This is a genomic window from Streptomyces sp. NPDC031670 (assembly GCF_055580545.1).
Genome location: NZ_JBVILC010000019.1, coordinates 88,288 through 114,259, shown reverse-complemented (window position 1 = coordinate 114,259; position 25,972 = coordinate 88,288). Strand labels below are relative to the sequence as shown.

7 protein-coding genes and 1 pseudogene are annotated in these 25,972 nt (G+C 73.2%); 3 read left to right on the top strand and 5 right to left on the bottom strand.

What is annotated here, in order from left to right:
• Nucleotides 1–5: 5 nt before the first annotated feature.
• From ACZ5ID_RS29060 to ACZ5ID_RS29045, 4 genes are all read right to left on the bottom strand, one after another.
• Nucleotides 6–18,581, bottom strand: coding sequence for a non-ribosomal peptide synthetase (locus tag ACZ5ID_RS29060; protein ID WP_468903673.1), 18,576 nt, complete (start codon nucleotides 18,579–18,581; stop codon nucleotides 6–8).
• 242 nt (nucleotides 18,582–18,823) lie between these two features.
• Nucleotides 18,824–20,179 (bottom strand): serine hydrolase domain-containing protein, encoded by a 1,356-nt coding sequence (locus ACZ5ID_RS29055; RefSeq protein WP_468903671.1) that lies wholly within the window; start codon nucleotides 20,177–20,179, stop codon nucleotides 18,824–18,826.
• A 106-nt stretch (nucleotides 20,180–20,285) separates the two neighbouring features.
• Nucleotides 20,286–21,494, bottom strand: a complete 1,209-nt coding sequence (locus tag ACZ5ID_RS29050; RefSeq protein ID WP_468903669.1) for a cytochrome P450 — start codon at nucleotides 21,492–21,494, stop codon at nucleotides 20,286–20,288.
• A gap of 1,074 nt (nucleotides 21,495–22,568) precedes the next feature.
• Nucleotides 22,569–23,333, bottom strand: a complete 765-nt coding sequence (locus ACZ5ID_RS29045; protein ID WP_468903666.1) for an IS5 family transposase — start codon at nucleotides 23,331–23,333, stop codon at nucleotides 22,569–22,571.
• A gap of 196 nt (nucleotides 23,334–23,529) precedes the next feature.
• Here ACZ5ID_RS29045 and ACZ5ID_RS29040 point away from each other — a divergent pair, with 196 nt between their 5' ends.
• Nucleotides 23,530–24,351 (top strand): ATP-binding cassette domain-containing protein, encoded by an 822-nt coding sequence (locus tag ACZ5ID_RS29040; protein ID WP_468903663.1) that lies wholly within the window; start codon nucleotides 23,530–23,532, stop codon nucleotides 24,349–24,351.
• Nucleotides 24,348–25,004: a hypothetical protein gene (locus ACZ5ID_RS29035; RefSeq protein ID WP_468903661.1), complete on the top strand. Its 657-nt coding sequence runs from the start codon at nucleotides 24,348–24,350 to the stop codon at nucleotides 25,002–25,004. The genes ACZ5ID_RS29040 and ACZ5ID_RS29035 overlap by 4 nt, the downstream gene beginning before the upstream one ends.
• 157 nt (nucleotides 25,005–25,161) lie before the next feature.
• Here the strand turns inward: ACZ5ID_RS29035 and ACZ5ID_RS29030 are convergent.
• Nucleotides 25,162–25,257, bottom strand: a pseudogene (locus ACZ5ID_RS29030) (transposase family protein); the annotation flags it as partial.
• Nucleotides 25,258–25,385: 128 nt separating this feature from the next.
• On the opposite strand from ACZ5ID_RS29030, the gene ACZ5ID_RS29025 reads away from it, so the two are divergent.
• A complete protein-coding gene (locus ACZ5ID_RS29025) occupies nucleotides 25,386–25,613 on the top strand; it encodes a hypothetical protein (RefSeq protein ID WP_468903705.1) in 228 nt (75 codons plus the stop codon).
• Nucleotides 25,614–25,972: the final 359 nt, after the last annotated feature.

Below are 25,972 nucleotides of genomic sequence, written 5' to 3'. Positions count from 1 at the left end.
GGTCCTCACCGTTCTTCGTGGTCGGGGCCGCCTTGGGCGGCGTCTTCGAGTTGGCTGAGCACGTGTTCCTCCACCAATTCCGCCAGCGCCGCGACGGTGCGCGAGACCAGGACGTCGCGCGGGGTGAGGTCCACCCCGAACAGGTCGTTGGTGCGGGAGGCGATGAGCAGGGCGCGTATCGAGTCGCCGCCGAGCAGGAAGTAGTCGTCCTCGGCTCCCACGGTCGTGCCGAGGGCCTCCTCCCACAGACCGGCTAGCGCCTCCTCGACGGGGGTGCGGGGCGCCACGTGTGCGGACGGCGGTGTGCTGGCGGCGGGGGCCGGCGCGGGCAGGGCGGCCCGGTCGGTCTTGCCGTTCTCGGTGACGGGGAAGCGGTCCAGGCAGACGAAGGCCGTCGGCACCATGTAGCCGGGCAGCGACCGCGCGGTGAGGGCGCGCAGTTCCGTCTCCGCCACGGGCGCGGCTCCGGGCGCCGTGAGCAGGTGGGCGACGAGCCGGGGCAGGCCCGGTTCGTCCTCGCGGACGCTCACCACCGCGTCCAGGACCTCCGGGTGGCGCGTGAGGACGGTCTCGACCTCGCCTGCTTCGATGCGGTGGCCGCGCAGCTTGAGCTGGTGGTCGATGCGGCCCAGGTAGTGCAGTTCGCCTTGGCCGTCGCGGCGCACGAGGTCGCCGGTGCGGTACATGCGGGTGCCGGGCGGTCCGTAGGGGTCGGCGGTGAAGCGGGCGGCGGTCAGGCCGGGGCGGCCAAGGTAGCCGCGCGCCAGAGCCGGTCCGCTGAGCCAGAGTTCGCCAGGTACCCCGTCGGGGACCGGCCGCAGCCGGGCGTCCAGGACGTAGGCGCCGGTGGCGGGCAGCGGGCGGCCGATCGGCGGGGCGGCCGCGTCCGGGCCCAGGGGCGCGGACCAGGTGGCGACGACGGTGGCCTCGGTGGGGCCGTAGGAGTTGACCATACGGTGGTGCGGGGCCCAGCGGGCGACCAGGTCGGCGCCGCACGTGTCGGCGCCGACGATCAGCGTCTTCAGGTCCGCCAGGGTGCCGGGCGTGCCGGGCGGCAGGGTGGCGAGCGCGGCAGGGGGCAGCAGGGTGTGGGTGATGCGCTCGCTGCGCAGGACGTGGGCCAGGGCCTCGCCGAGCAGCGGCCCGGGTTCGGGCACCACCAGGCGGGCGCCGTGCGGCAGGGACGCGCACAGCTCCAGCACCGAGGCGTCGAAGCTGGGCGTGGCGAAGGCCAGCACCCGGTCCCCCTCGCCCACCTGGTAGTGGGCGGCCTCGGCGGCGGCGAACGCGGCGATCCCGCGCTGGGTGACGACGACGCCCTTGGGGGTTCCGGTGGAGCCGGAGGTGTAGATGACGTAGGCGGGGTCGTCGAGGTCGAGCGGGCGGCTGCGGTCGGCATCGGTGGGCCGGCCGGGGCTGTCGTCGGCCGGGTCGGTGAGCAGGGCGGCGACCTCCTTGGCGTCCAGGGTGAGCACGGGGGCGGCGTCGCGCAGCATGAGCGTGATCCGCTCGTCCGGGTAGGCGGGGTCCACCGGCAGGAAGGCGGCGCCCGTCTTGGCCACGGCGAGCTGAGCCAGCACCATGTCGAGCGAGCGGGGCAGCAGCAGCGCCACGAGGTCGCCGGGCCCGGCGCCCCGGGCGATCAGCCGGTGGGCGAGGCGGTTGGCGCGCGTCTCCGCCTCGGCGAAGGTCAGCAGCCGGCCGGGATCGCTGAGCGCGGGCTCTTGGGGCCACCGGTCCACGGCCGCCTCGATCAGGGCGGGCAGGGTCGCCGGGGGTGCCGGGTCCACTGCCGGGCGCGCCGGTCCGCCCAGGAGCCGGGCACGCTCCCGCGGCGGCAGCGTGTCCAGGTGGTCCAGACGGGTGGTGCCGTCGGTGGCGGCCAGCGCGTCCAGGGTGTGCAGCAGTTGGGCGGCGAGGGAGCGTGCGGTGTCCGCGTCGAAGTGGCGCGGGTCGTAGCCGAGTTCGACGGCGAGCCGGATCCCGGGCGAGACGACCACGGTGAGGGGGTAGTTGGTGGCTTCGCGGGCGTCCAGGTCGCGCAGGGTCAGACCGTGCGCACCGGCGGTGGCGTCCCCGACCGGATAGTTCTCGAACACCACCAGGCTGTCGAACATCGCCGAGCCGGGCGGCAGTTGGGTGAGGGCGTGCAGGTCGTTGAGGGGTATGTGGTCGAAGCGGCGGTCCTCCGCGCGTGCCTCCTGCAGGGCGCGCAGCCAGGGAGCGGCGCCGGCGTCGCCGTCGACGCGGATACGGGCGGGCAGCGTGGTGATGAACAGGCCGGTGATGGTGTCGGCGCCGGGAAGGTCGGAGGGGCGGCCCGAGACGGTGGTGCCGAAGCAGACGTCCGGTGTGCCGCTCCAGCGGGACAGCAGCAGGGCCCACGCGCCCTGGACGAGGGTGTTGAGGGTGAGCCGGTGGCGGCGGGCGAACTCCTGCAGGGCCGCCGTCCGTCGGGCGTCCAGCCGTTCGGACAGCCAGGTGTCGCAGCGGGCGGTGGTCTCGGGAGCGGGCCTGCGGTCATAGGGCAGCGGGGTCGGGGCAGCCAGGCCGGCCAGGGCACCGCGCCAGTGGGCGCGGGCGCCGCCAGTGTCGCGGCGGGCGAGGTGGGCGGCGTAGTCGGCGAACGGACGGCGCTCGGGCAGGCGAGGCCGCTCCCCGCGGGCGAGCGCGGCGTGGGCGGCCAGCACGTCACCCAGGACGTGGAAGACACTCCAGCCGTCCAGCAGGACGTGATGGAACGTCCACAGCACGCGTATCGCGTCGTCGCCGAGCCGGACCAGGGCCAGGCGCAGCAGCGGCGGCCGGTCGAGCGCGATGCCCTGAGCCTTCTCCTCCTTCAGGAGTTCTTCCAGGGCGACCGCGCGGCGTTCCTCGGGCAGGGCGCTCCAGTCGTGCCGGGTGACCGGCACGACCGCGCGGCGGTGGACGCGCTGCAGCGGCACGGGGACACCGGCGAGGACCACGGCGGTGCGCAGGACGGGCGTGTGGTCGACCACGTGCTGCCATGCCGCGGCGAGCAGGTCCGTGTCGTCGGCCCCGTCCACGACGAAGGTGATCTGCTCGACGTACAGACCGTGGGCGGCCTCGTCCATGGCGTGCACGACCATGCCGGTCTGCGTGGGGGTGAGCGGGTACAGGTCCTCCACGTCCCGGCCACTGCCGGCGACACGGTCGACGCCTGCCTGGTCGAGCGGAGCGAGCGGGAAGTCGGAGGGGGTGCGTCCGCCCGCGCCCGGCTCGGCGCAGTGCTCCACCAGCGCTCGCAGCTCCTGCGCCAGCTCGCCGGCGAGCCGTTCGACGGTCTCACGGCGGTGCAGGGCCCGTGAGTACGACCACGTGAACTCCAGCCTGCCCTCGCTCACCCACCCCAGCACGTCCAGGAGGCCCGGGCGGCCGGCCGAGCGGTCCATGCCGCCCGTGAGCCCGCCGCGGGGGGCGCGGAGCAGTCCGCCGGACGGCATCCGCCCGTCCTGGCGGCCCAGGTAGTTGAAGGTGACGTCCGGCAGGTCCGGCAGGCCGCGGCCGGCCGTCGGGTGCAGGTGGCGCAGGGCACCGTAGCCGATCCCGCCCCTCGGCACGGCCCGCAGGCTCTCCTTGACGGCCTTGAGCGCGCTGCCGGTGTCGGCACCCTGGGGCACGTCCAGGACGACCGGGTACAGGCTGGTGAACCAGCCGACGGTACGGGAGAGGTCGGCGTCGGCGAAGAGGTCCTCGCGTCCGTGCCCCTCCACGGCCACGGCCACCCGGTCGCGCCCGCTCCAGCGGGCCAGCACCCGCCCCAGGGCGTACAGGAGCACGTCGTTGACGCGGGTGCGGTAGGCGTCCGGGACGTCCTGGAGCAACCGCCGAGTGTCCTCGGCGTCGAGGCCCGCGGTCACGGTCTCCTCCTGCTCGGCCGTGTTGGCGCCGCCGGGATGGTCCACCGGTAGCGGGTCTGCGACGTGCTGGGAGCGCCAGTACGCCGTCTCGTCGTCGAAGCCGCCCGCCGCCGTGTGCGCGCGCAGCCGCTGCGCCCAGGCGTGGAAGGACGTGCTCTTGGGCGTGGGGTGGGGGTCTTCTCCGGCGCGCAGCGCACCGTAGGCGACGTCGAGGTCCTCCAGGAGCAGGCGCCAGGACACCGCGTCCACGACCAGGTGGTGGGCCGCGAGCAGCAGCACCGGCCGCTCCCCTGCTCCGCCCCGGTACAGCGCGGCCCGCAGGAGCGGCCCGTTGGCCAGGTCGAAGCCGTGGGCCAGACGGTCGGCGGCGCCGGGGGCGTACGGCTGATCGTGGACCTCCAGGTACGGGGCCTCGCCGGGCATGGTGCCGTACTGCCGCCACGCCCCGTCGGGGCTTTGGTCGAAGCGCAGCCGCAGCGCGTCGTGCCGTTCCAGGACGGCGGCCAGGGCGGACCGCAGCAGTGATGTGTCGACGTCGTCCGCCAGTTCGTAGGCGACGGCCTGGCTGAAGTGGGACGGGTCGCCGGAAAGGGTGTCCAGCAGCCAGTGCTGCACCGGGGTGAGCGGGCTCTCCCCCACCACCGGCCCCTGTTCGGCGACGACCGCCGGGGCGGGCACCTCCTGGGCGGCGGCCGCGAGTTCGGCGAGAGTCTGGTGGGTGAACAGGTGACGCGGGGTCAGGGCGAGTCCGGCCCGGCGGGCGGCGGAGACGATCTGGATGCCGAGGACCGAGTCGCCGCCGAGCATGAAGTAGTTGTCGTCGGCGCCGACTTCGGGCAGGCCGAGCACCTCGCACCAGATGGCCGCGAGGGTCCGCTCGGCCGCGGTCGCGGGCGGTCGGCCGGGGCTCGCGCCGGTGGTCCACTCCGGGTCGGGCAGGGCCCCACGGTCGAGCTTGCCGGTGGCCCCGAGCGGGAGCCGGTCCAGGGGCACCACCAGGGCGGGCACCAAGTGGTCGGGGAGGGTGCCGGCGAGGAAGGCACGCAGCTCCGCCGGGTCCCACGCCCCGTCTGCGGCGGGGACCACGTAGCCGATCAGACGGCGGTGGCCGTCGTGCTCGACCACGCGGGCCGCGGCGGCGGCCACGGCCGGGTGGCGGGTCAGGGCTGCTTCGACCTCGCCGAGTTCGATACGGAAGCCGCGCACCTTGACCTGGTCGTCAGCCCGGCCCAGGTAGACGATGTCGCCGTCGGCGGTCCAGCGGGCCCGGTCGCCGGTGCGGTACATGCGGCCTCCGGGCGCCCCGAAGGGGTCGGCGAGGAAGCGGGAGGCGGTCAGTCCGGGACGGCGCAGGTAGCCGCGGGCCACACCTGTCCCGGAGAGGTAGAGCTCACCGGGCACGCCGACGGGCACCGGCCGCATCCGTTCGTCCAGCACGTAGGCGCGAGCGCCACCGAGCGGCCGCCCGATCGGCGGGTCCCGGTCGGGGTCCGCTGGGTCGCAGGTGAAGGCGGTGGCGTAGACGGTGGCCTCGGTGGGCCCGTAGATGTTGCGCACCTCGCAGCCGGGGACGGCGGCCCGTACCTGCCGTACGGTGCGGGCGGGCAACCCCTCCCCCGCGAGCACCACGGTGTCGGCTCCGACGTGCACAGTGTCCTCCGCCAGCAGACGGCCCAGGGCGGAGGGCACCGCGCTGAGCAGTCCGGCCCGCCACGGCTCCGGCCGCTCTGCCAGGGCCAGAAGGTCGCGGACGATCTCGACGCAGCCGCCGGACATCAGGGGCGAGAAGATCTCGAAGACCGACACGTCGAAGTTGAGCGAGGTGGACGCCACGACGTGCCCCAGGCCCCGGCCGGTGAACTCGGCCGCTGCCCAGTCGGTCAGGGCGAGCACCGAGGCGTGCGCGACGACGACGCCCTTGGGGCGGCCGGTCGAGCCGGAGGTGTGGATGACATAGGCGGGGTGCTCGGGCAGCAGGGGGGCACGCCGATCGCCGTCGCCGACCGGCAGGGCGGAGGCGGCGGCGAGCCGTTCGGCGCACCGCGGGTCGTCCAGGACGATCCGGGCGGCCGCCTCCCGTGGCAGGCGGTCCTGCGTCGTGGTGGCGGTGACGACCGCGAGGGGGGTGACGTCGTCGAAGAGGAACGCTATGCGCTCGGCCGGGTACCCGGGGTCCACCGGCAGATAGGCCGCCCCGCTCTTCAGGACGGCGAGGAGGGCCACGACGAGGTCGGCGGTGCGGGGCAGGGCGAGCGCGACGTACTGCTCGGGACCCGCGCCCGCGTCGATGAGCAGCCGGGCCAGCCGGTTGGAGCGCTCGTCGAGCTCGCGGTAGGTGAGCAGGTCCGCGCCGTGGCGGACGGCCGGCGCCCCGGGCGTGCGGGCCGCCTGGCGGGCGAACGCCCCGGGCAGGGTGTCCCGGGGGGCGGCGGTGCCGGCGCCGCCGAAGCGGTCGAGCAGTTCGCGGCCCCGCTCGGCCGCGGTGAGCGACAGGTCCGCCAGCGTGGCCCCTCCGGGTGCGGTGGCCATCGCGGTGAGCAGGGTACGCAGGCTCTCCCCCAGGCCCTCGACGGTGGAGGGGTCGAAGGCCGCCGGATCGTAGTCGAGGCTGACGTCAAGGGCGTCCCCGGGGGCGACGACCACACTGAGCGGGTAGTTGGTGGGCTCCAGGTCCCGTTCCGTCTCCATGGCCAGGCCGTGCCGGGCGAGGGCGGCCTCGTCGAACGGGTAGTTCTCGAACACGACGATGGACTCGAACAGCTGGGTGCCGCCCGGCACGTCGCTCCAGGTGCCCAACTGCGCCAAGGAGACGAAGTCGTGGCGCCGGGACTCGGACTGGGCGGACTGGAGCTCGCGCAGCCAGTCCAGCAGGGGGCGCTGCCCCTCGACGCGGGCACGGGTGGGCAGGGTGTTGATGAACAGGCCCACCATGGCGGTCACGCCCGGCAGTTCGGCCGGACGGCCCGAGACCGTGGTGCCGAACACCACGTCGTCGCCACCGCCGTAGCGGGACAGCAGCAGCGCCCACGCGCCCTGGAGCATCGTGTTGACCGTGAGCCCGGCTTGCTGGGCCGTCTCGCGCAGTTGCGCGGACACCTTGCCGTCGAGCGTCATCCGCACCGTGCCGGAGGAGCTGGCGCGGTGCGCCTCGGTGACGCGGCGGTCGCACGGCAGCTCGGTCGGGGCACGGAACCCGGCGAGGGCGGCCCGCCAGTACTGTTCCGCCCCGGAGGTGTCCTGCCCGGCGAGCCAGGCCAGGTAATCGGCGAAGGGCCGCCGCGCGGGCACCTGGGCGGAACGCCCGGCGGTGAGCGCCGCGTACCGCTCGCACACCTCGTCGAAGACCTGGGCGGCGCTCCAGCCGTCCAGCAGAATGTGGTGGAAGGTCCACACCAGCCGTACGCGGTCGGGAGCCAGCCGGATCAGGGTGATCCGCATCAGCGGCGCACCGGAGAGGTCGAGGCCGGCCTGGCGGTCCTCCTCGACCAGCCGGTCGAGGTCGGCCGCGCACTGGTCCGCGGGCCTGCCGGTCCAGTCGTGCTGGGCAACCGGCAGGCCCGCCCGGCACCGGATCACCTGGACGGGTTCGGCGCTGTCCTGCCAGGCCGGGTGCGAGCGCAGCACCGGGTTGGCGTCCACGGTCCGCTGCCATGCCTCGGCGAGGGCGTCGCTGTCGGTCACGCCGGTCAGCACCAGCTGCACCTGGTTGACGTAAGTGCGCCCGTCCGGCTCCAGCAAGCTGTGGAACAGCATCCCGGACTGCATCGGGCTCAGCGGCAGGATGTCCTCGACCGTGCGTCCGGCACCGGCCAGCCGGTCGACCGCGCTCTGGTCGAGGCGGACGAGCGGGAAGTCGGACGGCGTACGGCCGCCCGCGTCCGGCCGGGCGCAGTGGGCGATGACCTCCTCCAGGGCGCGCAGCATGGCGTCGGCGAGCGCGGTGACGGTGCTCTCGTGGTGCCGGGCGCGGCTGTAGTACCAGCTGATCCGCAGGTGCTCGTCCTCCACCCGGGCGATCACGTCCAGCAGGTGGGGGCGTTCGGCCCCGGGCGCGTCGGCGCCGCCGAGGCCGCCGGGAACGGCGCGCACCAGGGCGGCGTCGTCGGCCGACCAGTCGAACCGGCCCAGGTAGTTGAAGCTGATACCGGGCATCGGCGCGGCCGCCAGGCGCGGGTCACGGGCGAGATGGCGCAGGGCGCCGTAGCCGATGCCGCGTCCGGGCACGGCCCGAAGCTGCTCCTTGACCGCCTTCAGGGCATTGCCCCAGTCCCCCGTGGGAACGTCCAGGGCGACGGGGAAGAGCGTGGTGAACCAGCCGACGGTGCGGGACAGGTCGACGTCCTCGAACAGCTGGTCCTCGCGGCCGTGTCCCTCCAGCCCCACGGCGACGGTGTCGTGCCCGGTCCAGTCGGCCAGGACCCGGCCCAGCGCGGTGAGCAGGACGTCGTCGATGCGAGTGCGGTAGACGGCCGGAACGCGGCGCAGCAGTTCATCGGTGCGCCGCCGGTCCAGTCCTACGGTGACCTCGCGGACATCGGCCGTGGTGTTGCCGCCGTCGGCGTCCTGGGGCAGCGGTCGCGCGCAATGGCCGGCAGCGCGGGTCCAGTGGGCGAGCTGGTCCGCGAATCCGCCGCCGGCGGTGTGGTCGGCCAGGCGGCGCGCCCACTCCCGTACGGAGGTGGTGCGGCCGGGCAGCCGCACCGGCTCGCCGGCCAGGGCCTGCCGGTAGGCGGTCTCCAGGTCCTCCAGGAGTATCCGCCAGGAGACGCCGTCGATGACCAGGTGGTGGACGACGAGCAGCAGGCGGGCGGGTCCGGCGCCGTCGGTGAACAGGCGGGCGGTGAGCAGCGGACCCGTCCCGTCGCCGAGAGACGCGTGCGCCTCGGCGGCGGCGTCCGCCTCCGCCCGTCGTGCCGCCTCGGGGTCCAGGCCGTCCAGCGGGCACACCGTCAGCAGGCCGGGGGCGGGCACGTCGGCGGCGATGACCTCCTGATGCCAGGCGTCGCCGGTGCGGGTGAAACGGGAGCGCAGGGCGTCGTGGTGGGTCCACAGCCCGTCCAGCGCGCGGCGCACGGCATCCGGGTCGGCGCCCGGCGCGGTGTCCACCCAGACGGACTGGTCGAACACGCCGGGCCGGTCGCGCAACGGGTCGAGGAACCAGTGCTGGATCGGGGTCAGGGGGACCTCGCCCCGGACCGGTTCGGTGCCACGCACGGGTGCGGCGCTGCCGGTGGCCGCCGCGAGCCGGGCCACCGTGGGGTGCCGGAACAGGTCACGGGGGGTGAGGGCGAGGCCGGCGGCCCGGGCGCGGGAGACGACCTGGATGCTGAGGATGGAGTCGCCGCCGAGCATGAAGAAGTTGTCGTCGACGCCGACGCGTTCGCTGCCCAGCAGCTCGGCCCAGATCCCGGCGAGGACGCGCTCGGTGTCGGTGGCGGGGGCCCGGTAGGCGCTGTCGCCACTTGCCGACCAGTCGGGCTCCGGCAGCCGCCGGCGGTCCACTTTGCCGTTGGTGGTCAGCGGCAGCCGGGGTACTGCTACGAAGGCGGCGGGCAGCATGTAGTCGGGGAGGTCGGCGGCGAGATGGGCGCGCAGCTCCGCCGCGTCGGGCAGGGCGGCGCCGTCGGCCGGGACGAGGTGGGCGGCGAGCCGCTTGCGTCCGTCGGCGGGGCCCACGTACGGCGTGACGACCGCTTCGGCGACGGCGGGGTGCGCGGTGAGCAGCGCCTCGATCTCGGCGGGTTCGACGCGGAAGCCGCGGATCTTGATCTGATCGTCGGCGCGCCCCACGAAGTGCAGTTCGCCGTCCGCGCTCCAGCGCACGATGTCCCCGGTGCGGTACATCCGCGATCCGGCGGGGCCGAAGGGGTCGGCGAGGTAGCGGGCGGCGGTGGCTCCGGGCCGGCCGGCATAGCCGCGGGCCAGACCGGCACCCGCGAGGTACAGCTCGCCGGGGATGCCGGGCGGCTGCGGCTGGAGGGCGTCGTCCAGGACGTAGGCGCGGGTGTTGTCGAGGGGGCGGCCGATAGGCAGCACGGCGGGCAGCGGGTCCCCGGCGCGGAAGGGCCGCCGGGTGGCGAAGGTGGTGGTCTCGGTCGGGCCGTAGCCGTCGACGACGGTGAGACCGGGGCACACCTCCAGCACACGCCGGACGACGGCGCCGGGGACGGCCTCGCCGCCCGTCCACACCTCGCGGGCACCGCGCAGACAGGTGGGGTCCTCCTGGGCGAGCAGCCGGAACAGTCCGGCCGTCAGCCACAGGTGGGTGACGCCTCGTTCGGTGAGCGCGTGGCGGACCGCGGCGGCGTCCAGGTCGGTCGGTGGGGCAAGGACCGCGGTGCCGCCGCGCAGCAGCGGCACCCACACCTCGTAGGTGGCGGCGTCGAAGGCGTGCGGGGAGTGCACGAGGACCCGCTCATGTCCGGCGAAGGCCCGGTCGCGGACGAGGGAGACGACATCGCGCTGGCGGACCGCGACGCCCTTGGGGACGCCGGTGGAACCGGAGGTGAACATGAGGTACTGGACGTGGTCGGGGTGGAGGCGGGCGTCGGCGAACGTGCCGCTCCCCCACGTCGCCGCCCCGTCGTCCACACGGCGCACGCCATCGCCGGGCAGCAGCGCGCGGGCGGTCTCCTCCCACGCGGCGTCGGTGAGCAGCAGCCCGGCACCGGCTTCGGCGAGCATGCGGCGCAGCCGTTCGTGGGGCGCCCTGCCGTCCAGCGGTACGTACACCCCGCCGACGCGCACCAGCGCCAGCTGGGCGACGATCAGGGCCGCGGACCGGTCCATGAGCACGGCGACGGGCCGTTCGCCGCCCACCCCCAGGTCCGCGAGGTGCCCGGCCAGGTGGGCGGCCCGGGCGTCCAGTTCGCGATAGGTCAGTGCGGCGTCACCGGTGTCCAGGGCGATGGCGTCGGGGGTGCGCGCGACCTGCGCGGCGAAGAGGCCGGCGACGGTGGCCTCCGTAAGATCGGTGGCTGTGCCGTTCCAGGTGTGCAGTACTTGGGCGCGGCGGTCGGCCGTCAGCAGCGGTATCCGGACGGGAGCCCGATCCGGGTCGGCAGCCATCTCGGTGAGCAGGACGGTCAGATACTCGCCCAGCCGCCCTACGGTCCCCGCGTCGAACAGCGCGGGGTCGTAGCCGAGCCGCAGCGTCAGCTCGCTGCCCGGGTAGGCGACGAGTGCGAGCGGGTAGTTGGTGGTCTCGATGCCGTCCAGGTCGCTCAGGGCGAGGCCGTGGGCAGCGGCCAGAGTCTCGTCCACCGGGTAGTTCTCGAAGACGACGATACTGTCGAACAGGGAGGAGCGCTCGGGGAGTTCGGTGAACGTCTTCAGCCGGTTGAGCGGCAGGTGGTCGTGCCGGCGGTCCTCGCTCTGGTCGCGCTGGAGCGAGCGCAGCCACTCTCGCAGGGTGCCTTCGGCCGGGACGGTGACCCGGGTGGGCAGCGTCGTGATGAACAGCCCGGTCATCGACTCCGCGCCGGGCAGCTCGGCGGGACGGCCCGACACGGTGGTGCCGAACACAACCTCTGAGCGCCCGGACTGACGCGCCATCAGAATGGCCCAGGCGCCCTGCACGAGGGTGTTCAGGGTCAGTCCCGAGGCCCGCGCCAGCTCCTCCAGGGCCCGGGTGGCGGCCTCGGGCACGCAGACCCTTACGGCGGCTGTGGACTCGGCGCGATGGTTCTCGCGGGGCTCCCGGTCGTAGGGCAGCGGCGTCGTCTCGTCGAGTCCGGCGAGCCGTTCACGCCAGTACGTCTCGGCCTCCTCGCGGTCGCGGTCGCCCAGCCACGCCACGTAGTCCCGCCAGGGACGCCGGTCGGGCAGGGGCCGCGCACCGGGCCTCCCGGCGAGCGCGCCGTGCCGGGCGAAGACGTCCGAAAGGACCTGGAACAGGCTCCAGCCGTCGAGCAGCAGGTGGTGGAAGGACCACACGACGCGAACGGCGCTGTCGGAGACCCGTACGAGCAGCAGGCGCTGGAGCGGGCCGTCGGCCAGGTCGAACCCCCGCGCGCGGTCCTCGCGCAACAGCGCGTCCAGGCGCTCACGGACCTCCTCGTCGTCCGCACCGCGCCAGTCCAGCCCGGTCACCGGCACGAGCGTGCCCCGCCGGACGACCAGCAACGGCTCGGGCACGTCCTGCCAGACCACCCGGCCGCGCAGGACCGCAGTGGCATCAGTGACCTCCTGCCAGGCCGCAGCCAAAAGGTCCGGCCGGTCCACGCCTTCCAGGACGAACGTCAGCTGCTGGAAGTAGACCGCGCGGTCGTCCTGGGAGAGGCCGTGGAAGAGCATCCCGGCCTGGGTCGGCGTCAGCGGCAGGATGTCCTCGACCGCGCCCGGGGCATCGCCGACGATGCGGTCGACGGTCCTCTGGTCGAGGGGCACCAGCGGGAAGTCGCCGGGAGTGCGCCCGGCCGCGTCCGGCCGGGCGGCGTAGCGAGCGAGGTCGGCCAGCGCGTCGGCGTAGCCGCGGGCGAGGGCGGTGACCGTGGCCTCGTGGTGCACCTGGTCGGAGTAGAACCAGGTGAACTCCAGTGCCTCGCCGTCGAGTCGGCCCACGACCTCCAAGGCGTGGGGGCGCCGGGCCGCCGGGTCGGCATCCAGCTCCAGCGGCCGGAAGGAGCCCCGATACAGGCCCGTGCCGTCATCCTCGACCTGCATCCGGCCCAGGTAGTTGAAGCTCAGCTGGGCGGCCGGGGCGGCTTGGTCGCCGTCCCGGGGAGCCAGGTGGCGCAGGGCGTCGTGGCCGACGCCGTGCCGGGGAACGGCCCGCAGCTGCTCCTTGACCTGCTTGAGCACGGTGTCCCAGGGGGCCCTGTCCGGGGGGGTGAGGGCGACGGGGTGGCGGGTGGTGAACCAGCCGACGGTGCGGGAGAGATCGAGGTCGGCGAAGAGCTCCTCGCGTCCGTGGCCCTCGACATCGACCACGACCCGTTCCCGCCCGCTCCAGGCGCACAGGGTGCGGCCGAGCGCGCCGAGCAGGACGTCATTGGGGCGGGTGCGGTAGGTCTCGGGCAGCCTGCGCAGCAGGACGGCGGTGTCCTCGGTGCTCAGCCGTACCGTGACGGCACGAGTGGAGGCGTAGGTGTCGGGGCCGGGCAGGTCCACGGGCAGGGCGGTGGCGTCCGGCGGAATCGCCTGAGCCCAGTACTCGCGTTCGTCATCGAAGCCGCCGGCGGCGGTGTGCGCGGCCAGCCGCCGCGCCCACTGGCGCACCGGCGACGACTTCGGCGGCAGAGACGCCGCGCCGTCCGCGCCGCCCCGGCGGACGCGGTAGGCGCGGTCCAGGTCCTCCAGCAGCACCCGCCAGGACACGCCGTCCACGACCAGGTGGTGGACCGCCAGGTGCAGGACTGGGGCGCGGCCGGTACCCCGGTCGTGCAGGACGGCCCGCAGCAGCGGTCCCCGCGCGAGGTCGAAGGGACCGAAGTGCGGGCTGTCGGTGTCGGGGCCGGTGTGCCGGGTCAGCGTGATCCGCTGCCCCGCGTCGGGCACGTACCAGGAGGGCGTGACGCCGGGCCCGGTCTCGAACCGGGAGCGAAGGGCGTCGTGGTGGGCGACGAGGTCATTGAGCGCACGTTCGAGGGCGACCGGGTCGAGGTCGTCGGGCAGCAGCACCGACATGGCCTGCGCGAAGTGGCCGGCCCGGCCGGGATCCGCGGTGAACAGCCAGTGCTGGATCGGGGTCAGGGGCGCGGGTCCGGTGGGCTCCACCGGCGCGGCCCCTGCGCTCCGGGGGCCGGCCGCGCTGTCGGCGCAGCGGGCCAGAGCGGCGACGGTCTGGTGGCGGTAGACGTCCCGGGAGGTGACGGTCAGCCCCTCCTGCCGCGCCCGCGCCACCACTTGGATACTGAGGATCGAGTCGCCGCCGAGTTCGAAGAAGTTGTCGTCGACACCGACACGCTCGGCACGCAGAACCTCAGCCCAGACGTCGGCCAGCAACCGCTCGGTGGGGGTGCGCGGCGCGACGTGGCGTACGGCGCGGGCGGCCGGGCCGGGCTGGGGCAGCCGCGCACGGTCGAGTTTGCCGTTGGGGTTGAGCGGCAGCGCCTCCAGGAGCAGCACGGTGGCGGGGACCATGTAGTCGGGCAGCGTCCGCCCGAGCACACGGCGGGCGGACTCCGGGTCCACCCGCTGTCCGGGCAGAGGGACGACATAGCCGGTCAGGCGCCGGGAGCCGTCGGTGTCGGTGACGGCAACCGCGGCCTCGGCAACTCCGGGGCAGCGGCGCAACGCCTCCTCCACCTCGCCGAGTTCGATGCGGAAGCCGCGCACCTTGACCTGCTGGTCGGTGCGGCCGACGTACTCCAGTTCGCCGTCGGCGCTCCAGCGCACGAGGTCCCCGGTGCGGTACATGCGCGCGCCCGGCGCGCCGAACGGGTCGGCGACGAACCGCTGGGCGGTGAGCCCGGGGCGGCGCAGGTAGCCTCGGGCCAGTCCGCCGCCGCCGAGGTACAGCTCGCCCGTGACGCCCGGCGGCTGGGGGCGCAGTCTCTCGTCCAGGACGTAGGCGCGGGTGCGGGCCACCGGTCGTCCGATGGGCGGCGCCTGGTCGGGTAACCGGTCCCCGGCGAACCAGGCGGTGGCGTACACGGTGGCCTCGGTGGGGCCGTAGATGTTGGCGATCTCGCAGGAGGGCAAGGCAGCCCGCAGGTCGCGCACGGTCTGCGCGGACAGCGCCTCACCGGCCAGCACGACCGTGTCGGCCGCCACCGGCGCCGCACCCGCCGCGAACAGCCGGGACACCACGGACGGCACCCCGCTGATCAGTCCGGCGCGGCGCACCCCGGCGTCGGCGAGGGCGGTCGCGTCGGCCACCACCTCCACCCGCGCACCGGCCAGCAGGGGACACAGCAGCTCGAAGACGGAGACGTCGAAGTTGAGGGAGGTGGAAGCCATGACCGGAGCCGCGCCGCGGCCGGTGAACCGTCCGCACGCCCAGGCCGCCAGGGCGGCCACCGTCCGGTGAGTGACCACGACGCCCTTGGGGCGGCCCGTCGAGCCGGAGGTGTAGATGACGTACACCGGGTGGTCGGGCAGCAGCGGGCGGATCCGGTCGGCGTCGGTGACGGGCGCCGACGCGTCCGGCGCGGCGCCCTTGTCCCCGTCGGCGTCGCCGATGATGAGCGGCTCGCAGTCGACGGGCAGGGCCGCCGCGGTCTCGGCGGTGGCGAGCACGAGGGCGGGCCTGGCGTCGGACAGCATGAACCGGATGCGTTCGGCCGGGTAGTTCGGGTCGACGGGCAGGTACCCGGCACCGGACTTCAGCACCGCCCACAGCACGACCACCAGGTCGGCCGTGCGCGGCAGGCAGAGCGCCACCAGCGTCTCCGGGCCCGCGCCCCGCGCGATGAGCCGTCGTGCCAGACGATTCGCGCGGTGCTCGACCTCGGCATAGGTCAGCCGTTCGGCGCCGTGGGTGACGGCGACCCGGTCGGGGGTGCGCTCGACCTGGGCCCGGAACAGCTCGGGCAGGGCGGGGACGTCACGCTCGCGGTCCGCGTCCACCGGCGGATTCCAGGCGTCGACGAGGGTGCGCTGCTCGTCCGGGGAGAGCATGGGCAGTTCGGCCAGGTTCCGCCCCGGGCCGTCGGCCATCGCCTCCAGCAGCCGGTGCAGGTGGCGGGAGATGCGAGCCGCGGTCCGCGCCTCGAACAGGTCGGTGTTGTACTCGGCGGTCAGCACGCAGCCGCCGTCCGCGTCCGGGGTGAACTCCAGCACCAGGTCGAAGCGGGCGGCGGGCCTGGGCAGCGGGTGGTCGTCGAAGAGCACCCCGCCCGCCCGGGTGGCCGGGGCGGTCGCGGTCTGCTGGACGACGAGGACCTGCGCCAGCGGGTTGCGGCTCGGGTCACGAGGCGGCGCCAGTTCCTCGACCACCCGGTCGAAAGGCACCGCGTTGTGGGCGAACGCGTCCAGCAGGGTGGTACGCATGCCCTCCACGAAGCGGTCGACGCTGGCTCGTTCGTCCACCTCGGTGCGCAGCACCACGGTGTTGGCGAAGAAGCCGACCACGTCCTCAAGGTCGCGGCGTCCGCGCCCGTTCGTGATCGTCCCGAAGGCGACGTCGCGCTGTCCCGAGTAGCGCGAGAACAGCAGCGCGCACGCTCCGGCCAGCACGGTGAACACGGTGGTGCCCCGGCCGGTGGCGAGGGTGCGCAGCCGGGCCATCAGCGCGGGCGGCAGGTGGTGACGGTGGCCGGCACCGGCGGTGGTGCGCACGGCGGGGCGGGGCCGGTCGGTGGGCAGCTCCAACTGCTGGAGGCCGTCCAGGTGCCTGCGCCAGTAGCGCAGGTGCTCCGCGTCCTCATCACCCCCGCGCTGCTCCCAGACCGCGAAGTCCGGGTACTGCACGGCTGGTTGGCCGAGGGAGTCCGCCTCGCCGGTGGTCTCGGCGTGGTACAGCGCGGCAAGTTCCCGGCTGAGGATGCCCACCGACCAGCCGTCGGTCACGATGTGGTGCTGGGCGAGCAGCAGCAGGTGCTCAGCGTCGGCGAGCCGCACCAGCAGGGCGCGGGTGAGCGGCCCGGCGCCCAGGTCGTAAGGCCGGCCCAGCTCCTCGGTGACCAGGCGCTCGGCCGCCTCCTCGCGGCGAGCGGCGGGGACCTCGGTGAGGTCGGCGGTGCGCAGCGGGACGTCCGGCTCCGCCGCGACGAGCTGGGCACCCTGGCCATCGACGGTGCGGAAGGTGGTGCGCAGCGCGTCGTGCCGGGCGGCCAGGCGGTGCAGGGCACGGTGCAGAGCCCCGGAGTCCAGCGGGCCGCGCAGGCGCAGCGTGAAGCCGGTGTTGTACTCGCCGCCGCCGGCGGCGAGGTCATCGAGGAACCAGAGTCTGCGCTGGGCGCTGGACAGCGGCAGGGGGCCGGTGCGCGGGGCAGCCGGGATGGCGTCGGCGGGCGCGGCTGCGGAGGGGTCGCCCAGCAGCGGGGCGAGCGCCTCGACGGTACGGGCGGTGAAGACGTCCCGGACGGACAGCCGCACGCCCAGCTCTTCGCGGATGCGGGCAAGGGCGCGCGCGGCCAGGACGGAGTCACCGCCCAGGTCGAGGAAGTCGTCGGTGACGCCGATCGCGTCGGTGCCCAGGACGTCCGCCCAGATCGCCACGAGAGCCTCCTCCCGCGGGGTGCGCGGGGCCACCCGGCCCGCGCGGGGGGACTGTTCGGGCGCGGGCAGCGCGGCGTGGTCGGTCTTGTTCTGGGCGGTGAGCGGCATCCGGTCCAGGACGACCACGGCGGACGGCACCAGGTGAGCGGGGAGCACGGCGGCGAGGGCGGCGCGCAGGGACGTCGCGTCGGGACGCGCGCCGGGCCCCGCGGGGGTGGCGTAGCCGACCAGGCGGGGGCGGCCCGGCTCGTCCTCGCGGACCATGACGACGGCCTCGCCGACCAGGGGGTGCCGGGCGAGCGCCGCCTCGATCTCGCCCGGCTCGACGCGGAACCCGCGGATCTTGACCTGCCGGTCGAGGCGTCCAAGGTAGTCGAGTTCGCCGTCCGGACGCAGCCGTACCCGGTCGCCGGTCCGGTAGAGGCGGGCGCCGGGCGGCCCGGCGGGGTCGGCGACGAACCGGGCGGCCGTCAGGCCCGGGCGGCGCAGGTAGCCACGGGCCACCGCGTCGCCGCCGATGTACAGCTCGCCGTCCGCGCCGGGCGGGACGGGCCGCATCGCGGGGTCGAGCACCAGGGCGCGGGTGTGCGGCAGGGGTGTGCCGATCGTCGGGATACCCCGCCCGGCCGTGAGCGCTCCGGTCCAGGTGGCGACGATGGTGGCCTCGGTGGGGCCATAGGAGTTGATCATGCGGCGGCCTGGGGCCCAGCGGTCCACGAGGCCCGCCGGGCACGCCTCGGCGCCCACGATCAGGGTGCGCAGATGACGGCCGGTGCCCCGTTCGGGGGCCGGCAGCGTCGCCAGCGCGGCGGGCGGGATGAGGGTGTGGGTGATGCGGTGCTCGTCCAGGACCGCGGCGAGCTCGTCGCCGAGCCAGGGACCGTCCGGCGGGACGACGAGGGTGGCGCCGGTGAGGAGAGAGACGAACAGCTCCAGCACAGAGGCGTCGAAGCTGGGGGAAGAGAACTGGAGCACCCGGTCGCCGGGCCCTACGGCGTACCGTTCGACCGCAGCGGCGGTGAACCCGCCGATGCCGCGGTGGGTGACCGTCACACCCTTCGGGATGCCGGTCGATCCCGAGGTATAGATCACGTAGGCGGCGCGGTCGGGCCCGGCCCCGCGCGCGGCGTCGGGGCCCGCGGGAGCGCCGTCCCCGTGCTCCAGCAGAGCGGCGACCGCCCCAGGGTCGTCGAGTGTCACCACGGGGGCGGCGTCAGTGAGCATCAGTGCCCGCCGCTCGGCGGGATAGCCCGGGTCCACCGGCAGGAAGGCGGCGCCCGCACGGGCGACGGCCAGTTCGGCCGCGATCAGTTCCATGGAGCGGGGCAGGACGAGGGCGACCACCTGGTCCGGGCCCGCTCCCCGACGTAGCAGGTGTCCGGCCAACCGGTCGACCCGCTGGGCGAGTTCGCGGTAGGTCCAGGTGCGGCGGCCGTCGGTCAGAGCCGGGGCCTGGGCGCGGCGGGCCACCTGGTCCGCGAAGAGGTCTTCCAGCGCCGGGTGTGAGGGAGCCGGGGCCGCGGTGACCGCCGGCCGTGCCGCGTCGCTGCCCTGGGCTCGCGGGGCGGTCGAGGGCGTGTCGTGCGGGTCCGTCATGGGTCCAGTCCTTTGGCGGTCAAGGTACGGAGCGGGTGTCCAGCGGAGAGCGGGGCACAGGCGCCCCTCCTGCGAGGGGCGCGACAGGACGGGCGGCGGGGCGGGGGCGCCGGCGACCGCACCGCAGCACGACGGGCCGACGCCGCCGCACGGCGACCGGGGTGGACCCTGCGTACCGGGCCACCACGCGTGCGGACCAGGGGCAGTCCCGGCGACCGGGTGGTGGCCGGGTCCCGGGGCCGTCAGCAGTCGTCGATGCGGCGCGCCATACGGCCGGACACCTGCAGGCGTTCGATGCGGCCGCGGTCCGGGTCCCGGTGGAAGCGGCCGCCGGGCTCCGGGCGGCCGGTGGCGGGATCGAGCAGGTCGAACGTCAGGTCGGAGTAGCAGACCAGCGGCAGGGACAGATCGCCGTCGACAGACAGCACCGGTGAGCCGTCGGGCCCGGCGGTGACGCGGTAGACGGCCCCACCGTTGCGGTAGGTTCCCAGGCCCTCGGTCAGGGCAACCGGACGGCCCCGGTCGGCGGCGGGGCCGACCGTGGCTGGCACGCGGATACCGGCCACGCGCTCCAGCTCCCGGGTGAGGTCGCGCCAGAGGCCGGTGGCTCCGCCCGCGTTGCCCGTGAACGCCACCACCATGCCGCTCTCGGCGTCGGCCCGCAGATGGCAAGAGGTCCCCTGGGCGTTGCCGTCGTGGCCGCACCAGAGGCGCTCGCCCTGCCGGAACAGGGCGAGGCCCGGTCCCCAGCCGTCGGCAAGCGCGCCGGGCCGGGCCCCGCTCTCCCCGCGCCGCATCTCCTTGGCGACGGCAGGCGGCAGCGCTGGGGAACGGCCCACCAGGGCGGAGCCCAGTGCGGCCAAGTCGGCGGCGCCGCCCAGCAACGCACCGGCGGGAGCCTCCAGCGGTGCCAGGTTCTGCCGTACCGGGCGCACTTGCCCGGTGGCCGTGTTGACGGCGTGCCCGGCGGCCGTGGGGCGGGCAGCGGCGGTGTCGCCGATGAACGCGGGGCGGGTCCCCAGCGAGTCGAGCAGGAGCGCGCGGACGGCCTCGTGCCAGGACATACCGGTGATCGTCTCGACGAGCCGCCCCGCGGCGACGTATCCGGCGTTGGAGTAGGAGAAGTCGGTGCCGGGCGGGAACAGCGCCTGCTCGGGAGTGCACAGCGCGGCCAGGTACCGCGAGCTGTTGGTCGCGGACGCCGTATCGGAGTCGGGCCCGGTGGGCAGTCCGCCAGTGTGGCTCAGCAGGTGGCGGACGGTGACACCGGGCAGACCGGACAGCTCCGGGAGGTGGGCGGCGACGGGCTCGTCGAGGTCGAGGTCACCGTCGTCGGCGAGCAGCAACACGAGCGCCGCGGTATAGGGCTTGGTGAGCGAGCCGAGGGGCACGGCCGTGTCCGCGGTGAACGGGACGCCCGTGGCCGCATCAGCGGTGCCGGTGTACAACGAGACGGTCTCCGTGCCGTTGTCCAGGACCAGTTGGGCACCCGGCACACGATGGATGTCGGCAAGGGCCTCTAATCGGCTCTGTATTTCCTGACGGAGTCGGGTTGGCGCGCCGGCGGCGGCCCGGGCGGCGGGGACGGTGTACGGCATGGAAGTGTGCTCCAGTGACGTGGGCTTGTCGTGCGCGGGTGGGTGCCTGCGGCCCGGGAGCGTAAGACCGGGCCGGTCCGGCGCGCGGCCGGGGTGAGCGGAGCGGCTAGGGCCTGTCGACCTCGACCGGAAGATGGCGCACGCCGATGATGACTGCCGGGTTCTGCGTGACGATGTCGTCATACGACGGGATCGCGACGGAGCAAAATCGTTCATGCAACATGCGCAGGGCGATCCGGGCCTCCAATCGGGCCAGCGGGGCACCGAAGCAGAAGTGGATTCCGTGCCCGAAGGTCAGGTGCGGGTTGGGCCTGCGGCTCACGTCGAACACGTCCGGCCGGTCAAACCGCGCGGGGTCGCGGTTGGCTGCGCCCAGGTGGGCCATCAGCAGCGTGTCGGCGGGCAGTTCGTGGCCTCCCAGGACCACAGCCCGGGTGAGGCGTCGTCCCAGTTCGGGGAAGGGGGGCAGCCAACGCAGCACTTCCTCGACGGCAGCGGGGATGCGGTCCGGGTTGTCCCGCAGCGCGGCGTCCGTGCCGGGGTGGCTGTCGAAGGCGATCACGGCGTTGCCCAACAGGGCCGTGGTGGTGATGTGTCCGGCGACCAGCAGCAGGGCCACGAAGCCGACCATCTCCTGGTCGGTGAGCCGGACGCCGTCCACTTCGGCTTTGATAAGTCTGCTGGTGAGATCGTCACCCGGGTTCGCCCGGCGGTCGCGTATGTAATCCAGCATGTAGCTGTTCATCTCCCGGATGGTGGGCGCGATGACCTCCAGCGCCCGCTCCAGGTCCGCCATGTCGGGCGCTTCGCCCAACTGGTCGCCGCCGAACAGCACGCTCGCCCAGTCCTGGAAGGTGCGGTGCTGATCGGCAGGGATACCGAGCAGTTCCGCGATGACGATGATGGGCAGCGGGTAGGTCAGAGTGTCTACGAGGTCGAAGCGGTCCTGGTCATCGACGGCGTCCAGCAGGCGGGCGCATACCGCTTCGATGCGGGGCTCGAGTCCCTGTACGACACGGGGGGTGAATGCCTGACTCACCAGCTGGCGGAGCTTGCGGTGCTCGGGCGGGTCCATACCGACGAAGTTGCCTTGGGTGAAGGCTGCGAAGTCCTCCTGGGTGGGGGCCAGGGAGGAGAGGTCGGAGGAGTAGGTCGCCGAGTCGGCGAGAACGGCGGAGACGGTCTCGTGGTCGACGACCTGCCAGACTCCCTGGCGCTCGTCGCGACTGACCGGCCCGGCCGCGCGCAGTTCGCGCCAGCGATCTGGTAACGCGTCCAGCAGGAAGGTTTCGCTCTTCGTCTGGTCGATGGGCACGGTGTCTCCTCGGCTGACGGCACACGAATGCGGCTAGGCCGATCACGGGCGGCCGGAAACGGCGGAAGTGAGCAGTTCGGAGGGCGGCTCCGGGCGGCGGCTGCGAAGGGATCTGCCGACGCGCAGCGGGGCGCGGCTTGGCACACACAGACGTGGCAGCGGCTTACTCGCGTACACACGCCGCTGCAGGAGAGTCAGCCGTGTGCGCTCGCGGTCAGACCACTTTGTCCGGGCCTCAACACGCTCGGCACGACGTGAGGATCGATTTCCGGCCCACCGGGCAAACCGTCACTATCGCACGCCAATCCGACACGACAATCCCCCCTCGGCGAAGCCGCCGCGTGACGGTCACACGGCGCGCCCTGCCGGCCTTTAGCCGGACAGCAATGAGACCCGGGCACTCGGAAATGGATCGCGAGTACCCATCAGTCACCCTGCGATTGCGCAGGAACGACATGACGCAGGGCCCTGAACAGCTACATTTGTGCGGCAACGCGACCATAGTCTTCACACTCGGTCACCACAAAGCAACCCCCCGAAGTCTAGCGGAAAACTCCTTGACGGTGTGTTTACTTCACCCTCAGGCGGTGCCGGCAGGGTGCTGCAGCGCACACAACACTATGGCCGGATCGCCGACTTGCGGGTGCCCTGCCGCCAAGAAGCCAAACGACCTTGTAAGCGCCTGTGCGTGAAAGCGACATATACAAGCCATTCCAAGCGCCGCTTCGATCAAGGAACGTGACGGAGCAGCACACGCCCGACCTGTTCTTCAGCACATCCGGTACAACGAACGTTCGAATATGGCGAAAGGCTGAGAATGAATGCTCGGCAGACTCGTGAATGCGGCGGTCGACACTCAGCCTCTCTGGACTACGCGCCCACGGAAGCTGCCAGTTGTGCGTCGGTCGCACATCGGGCACCGCGCAACTTCGGCCATACGCCCAGCCACGAAGCCGCGCCTCGATCGTCTGGTGAAGCTCGTCGGCCCGCCAATGACGCCTCGCTCCAGCGGGCTACGGTGGCGCGTTCGTCGGGGTTCATCAGGGAATGCACGGGACTGAGCTCTTTCCATCCTCAGTTTGAGCTGGCCAGATGCAGGCAGAGGACGGCCTGAACAAGACTCGTGATGCGGGTGGTCGAGCAGCGGAGTTTGCGGAGGAGGCGCCAGGACTTGAGGGTGGCGATGGCCTGCTCGACGAGGGCCCGGATCTTGGCGTGGGAACGGTTGACGGCCTGCTGGCCGGTGGAGAGGCTGTCCCATCGGCCGCGGTAAGGGAGACTTACCGTGTCGCCTGCACCCTGGTAGCCCTTGTCTGCCCAGCCGGTGATGCCAGCCTCGGCGAGTGCCTCGATGATGCCGTGCTCGCGCGCGGCCCGGACGTCGTGGACGGCGCCGGCCAAGGCTGGTGAAGCCCACAGCAGACGCCCCTTCGGATCGGCTATGACCTGCACGTTCATGCCGTGCTTCTTGTGTTTGCCCGAGTAGAACGGGCGGTCGGCGGCGATTCGGTCGATGGGCAGGAGCGTCCCGTCGAGGATCACGTACGCCTTCGTCGACGCCGCTCGTACGGCTTCGGTGAGGGTGGGGGCGAGGGCAGCGAGGAGGTTGACGGCCTCGGTGATGTATCGGTAGGCGGTGGTGGTGCCGATCCCGAATCCGGCCGCGAGCTGGGCGTAGGGCTGGCCGTTGCGCAGGTGGGCGAGGGTGAGCAGGGCCTGTCGGCCCGCGTTCAGGCGCCGCCATCGGGTTCCGAGAGTGCGGCGGTGTTCTTTCAGACGGGCGGCGAGGAAGCGCAGGGCCGTGCTGGACACGTCGACGCCGGACGGGTAGACAAGCATGCGAAGCCTCTGGTGGAGACGGTTGTCTTGGTCGAAAACCCATCTACCAGGGGCTTTACCTGCCTGTCAGCTTAACTGCCAAGCCTGTCCGCCAGGCTGGAAGGACCAGGCGTGTGGGCCACAGTGAGGAGTCGAGTTGTTACGTTGTGAGGCGGTCGGTAAACGGTACGGCGGAGGACGATGGATCCTCAGTGACGTGGACATGGAAGTTGTGACCGGTGACGTCCTCGCGGTGGTCGGCAGCAATGGTTCGGGGAAGTCGACCTTGCTGAGGATCCTCGTCGGGCTGTCGCAACCCACCACCGGGAGCGTGTCGGGCCGACCACCGCGCATCGGTTACGTACCGGACCGCTTCACCGGCCATGACCGCATCTCGGCGATCTCATATCTCACTCACATGGGGCGTATCCGTGGCCTGTCGGGCTCCGCCGCCCGTGCCCGAGGCCATCAACTGCTGGAGCGGCTGTCCCTGGTGGGCGGGGGGAACGCGCCGCTGCGCACGCTGTCGAAGGGCAACGCGCAGAAGGTGGCGCTCGCCCAGGCCCTCCTTGTCCAGCCCGACCTGCTGGTCCTCGACGAACCCTGGTCAGGTCTGGATGCGTCGGCCCACGGTGTCCTCGCCGAGTTCATCGACGAAGTGGCCGCACAGGGCGGAGCAGTGGTCTTCACCGACCACCGCGAGGCGATCACCCAGACGCACGCCCGCGGCGCCTACACCATCAGCGACGGCCGGGTCACCTCGCACGGCGGCCGGCACGCCGGGAGCCGCACCTCGATGGTCGAGCTGGTCCTGACCGTGCCGCCCACCGGCGTCATGCCGATCGAAGTGGACTGGTCCGCGCTGCCGGGTGTGACGGACACCGCCCAGCGCGGCGGGGAGGTCGTCCTGCGGGTGGCGCCGGAGCACTCGGACGCCGTGCTGCTGACGGCACTGCAGCACCGGTGGTCGGTGGCCAGCCTGGCCGGGGCCGCGTACGAAGCCAGTTGCTGGGCCGATGCGCGGCGGACCGCCCTGTGATCGCGCTGGTCCGCTATATGTCCACGGTGTTGCTGCTCTCCCAGCGCTACCTCGCGCCGCTGTTGCTGTTCCTCGGCCTGGTGGCCGTGCTGACCAGCAGTGACACCGGCCCGCTCACCGCGACCTACGCCGCGGTGGCCGGGGCCATGCTGCCGTGCTCGGTCTGGCTGACCATGACACTGATCGGTCTCGAGGACCAGGCGCACCGCTCGATCGTCGTCGTCAGCGCCGGCGGCCCTCTACGCGTCCTGCTCGCGACGGTCGGGACGGCCGCCACAGGGTGCCTGCTGCTGACGTCTGCCGGCCTGGTGCTGCCGCTGTTGTTCGCAACCCACACACCCGGCCTCGCGGATCTGGCGCTGGGGACCGCGGCCCAACTCACCTGCGCCTTCACCGGCATCGCCATCGGAGTGGTCTGCTCGCGGCTGGTATTCCGACGGCAGGGCTACGCGCTCGTCCTCGCCCTGGTGCTCCTCCTGGCCGTGCTGCTGGGCAAGGGCGTTTCCCCGGTCAACATCATGCTTACCCACCTGCAGAACGCGTCGGACTCGGCGGACGCCCTGGCACCCACGGGTGCCCTGCTCACCGTCACCGCGGGCTTCTTGGCGGCCGCAGTTGCTATGACACAGGCGATCACCCGCAGAAAGGCATGAACTCTGCGGCGGTGTGCCCGCACCGGCGCAGGCTGCGCAGCGCCGTCCGGTAGAACGCATGCCCCGCCGTCCTGGCCGCTTCGGTGAGTGTGGGGGAGCGAAAACGCCCAGGAGCTCGACGCCTCGGTGATGTAGCGGTCGGCAATGGGCGAGTGCCGAAACCGGCCGCGAATTGCGCGTGGGAGTACCCATTGCGCAAGTGGGCGAGGGTGAGCAGGGCCTGCCGGCCTGCGCTCAGGCGCCTCCAACGGCTGCCGATCGACCGTCAGTGCGCGCGCAAACGGGTCCCATTGAACTGCCATAAGGCAGGTTGGAAAAGGCTCACTGTGAAGGAGCCAGTCCGGTCACGGGCACGTGACGGAGTCCGGAGGTGATGCCGGCATGGGCGTCCGGCCTCAGGGTGCCGATCGCAAGGTTGCCCAAAGCGGCCGTGACCGCATCTCCCACGAGGTGATCTACCAGGCTCTCTACGCGCAAGGAAGCGGAGCGCTCAACACGAGCCGGTCGCCTGCCCACGCGCTGAACCCCGCACTCCACATCATCACGGTCTGCCAGATCCGCAGTCCCGGCCGCAGCCAGGGCTACGGGCTGCGCAAGATCGCTGGGTGAGTGCGTCGTCGAGGACGGTGATCTGATCCGCTGCGGTGTTCGTGCCGACGTCGCCCGGCCGCAACTGTGCGACCAGGACCTGGCCGGTGCCGGCCGGAACCACAGAGCGGGTGAAAGCCAACCCCCTTGGAGGCCGGGCGGCATCCGTGGGCCACGCCCCGGCCCGGATCGTGCCCGGTCCCGCTTGGTCGCAGCGACCAACGCACACTGGAGAACGCGGCCGTCAGTCCGGTCACGTCGGCAAGGTCGGCCGGCAGACGTGTACCGGCATGCCCGACTACTCGCGAACTGACCGTGCTGACATGGAACTTGGGACGCGAAGTGATAGTCTGCCCGCAGAAAGTACCTTCCTGCGGGGA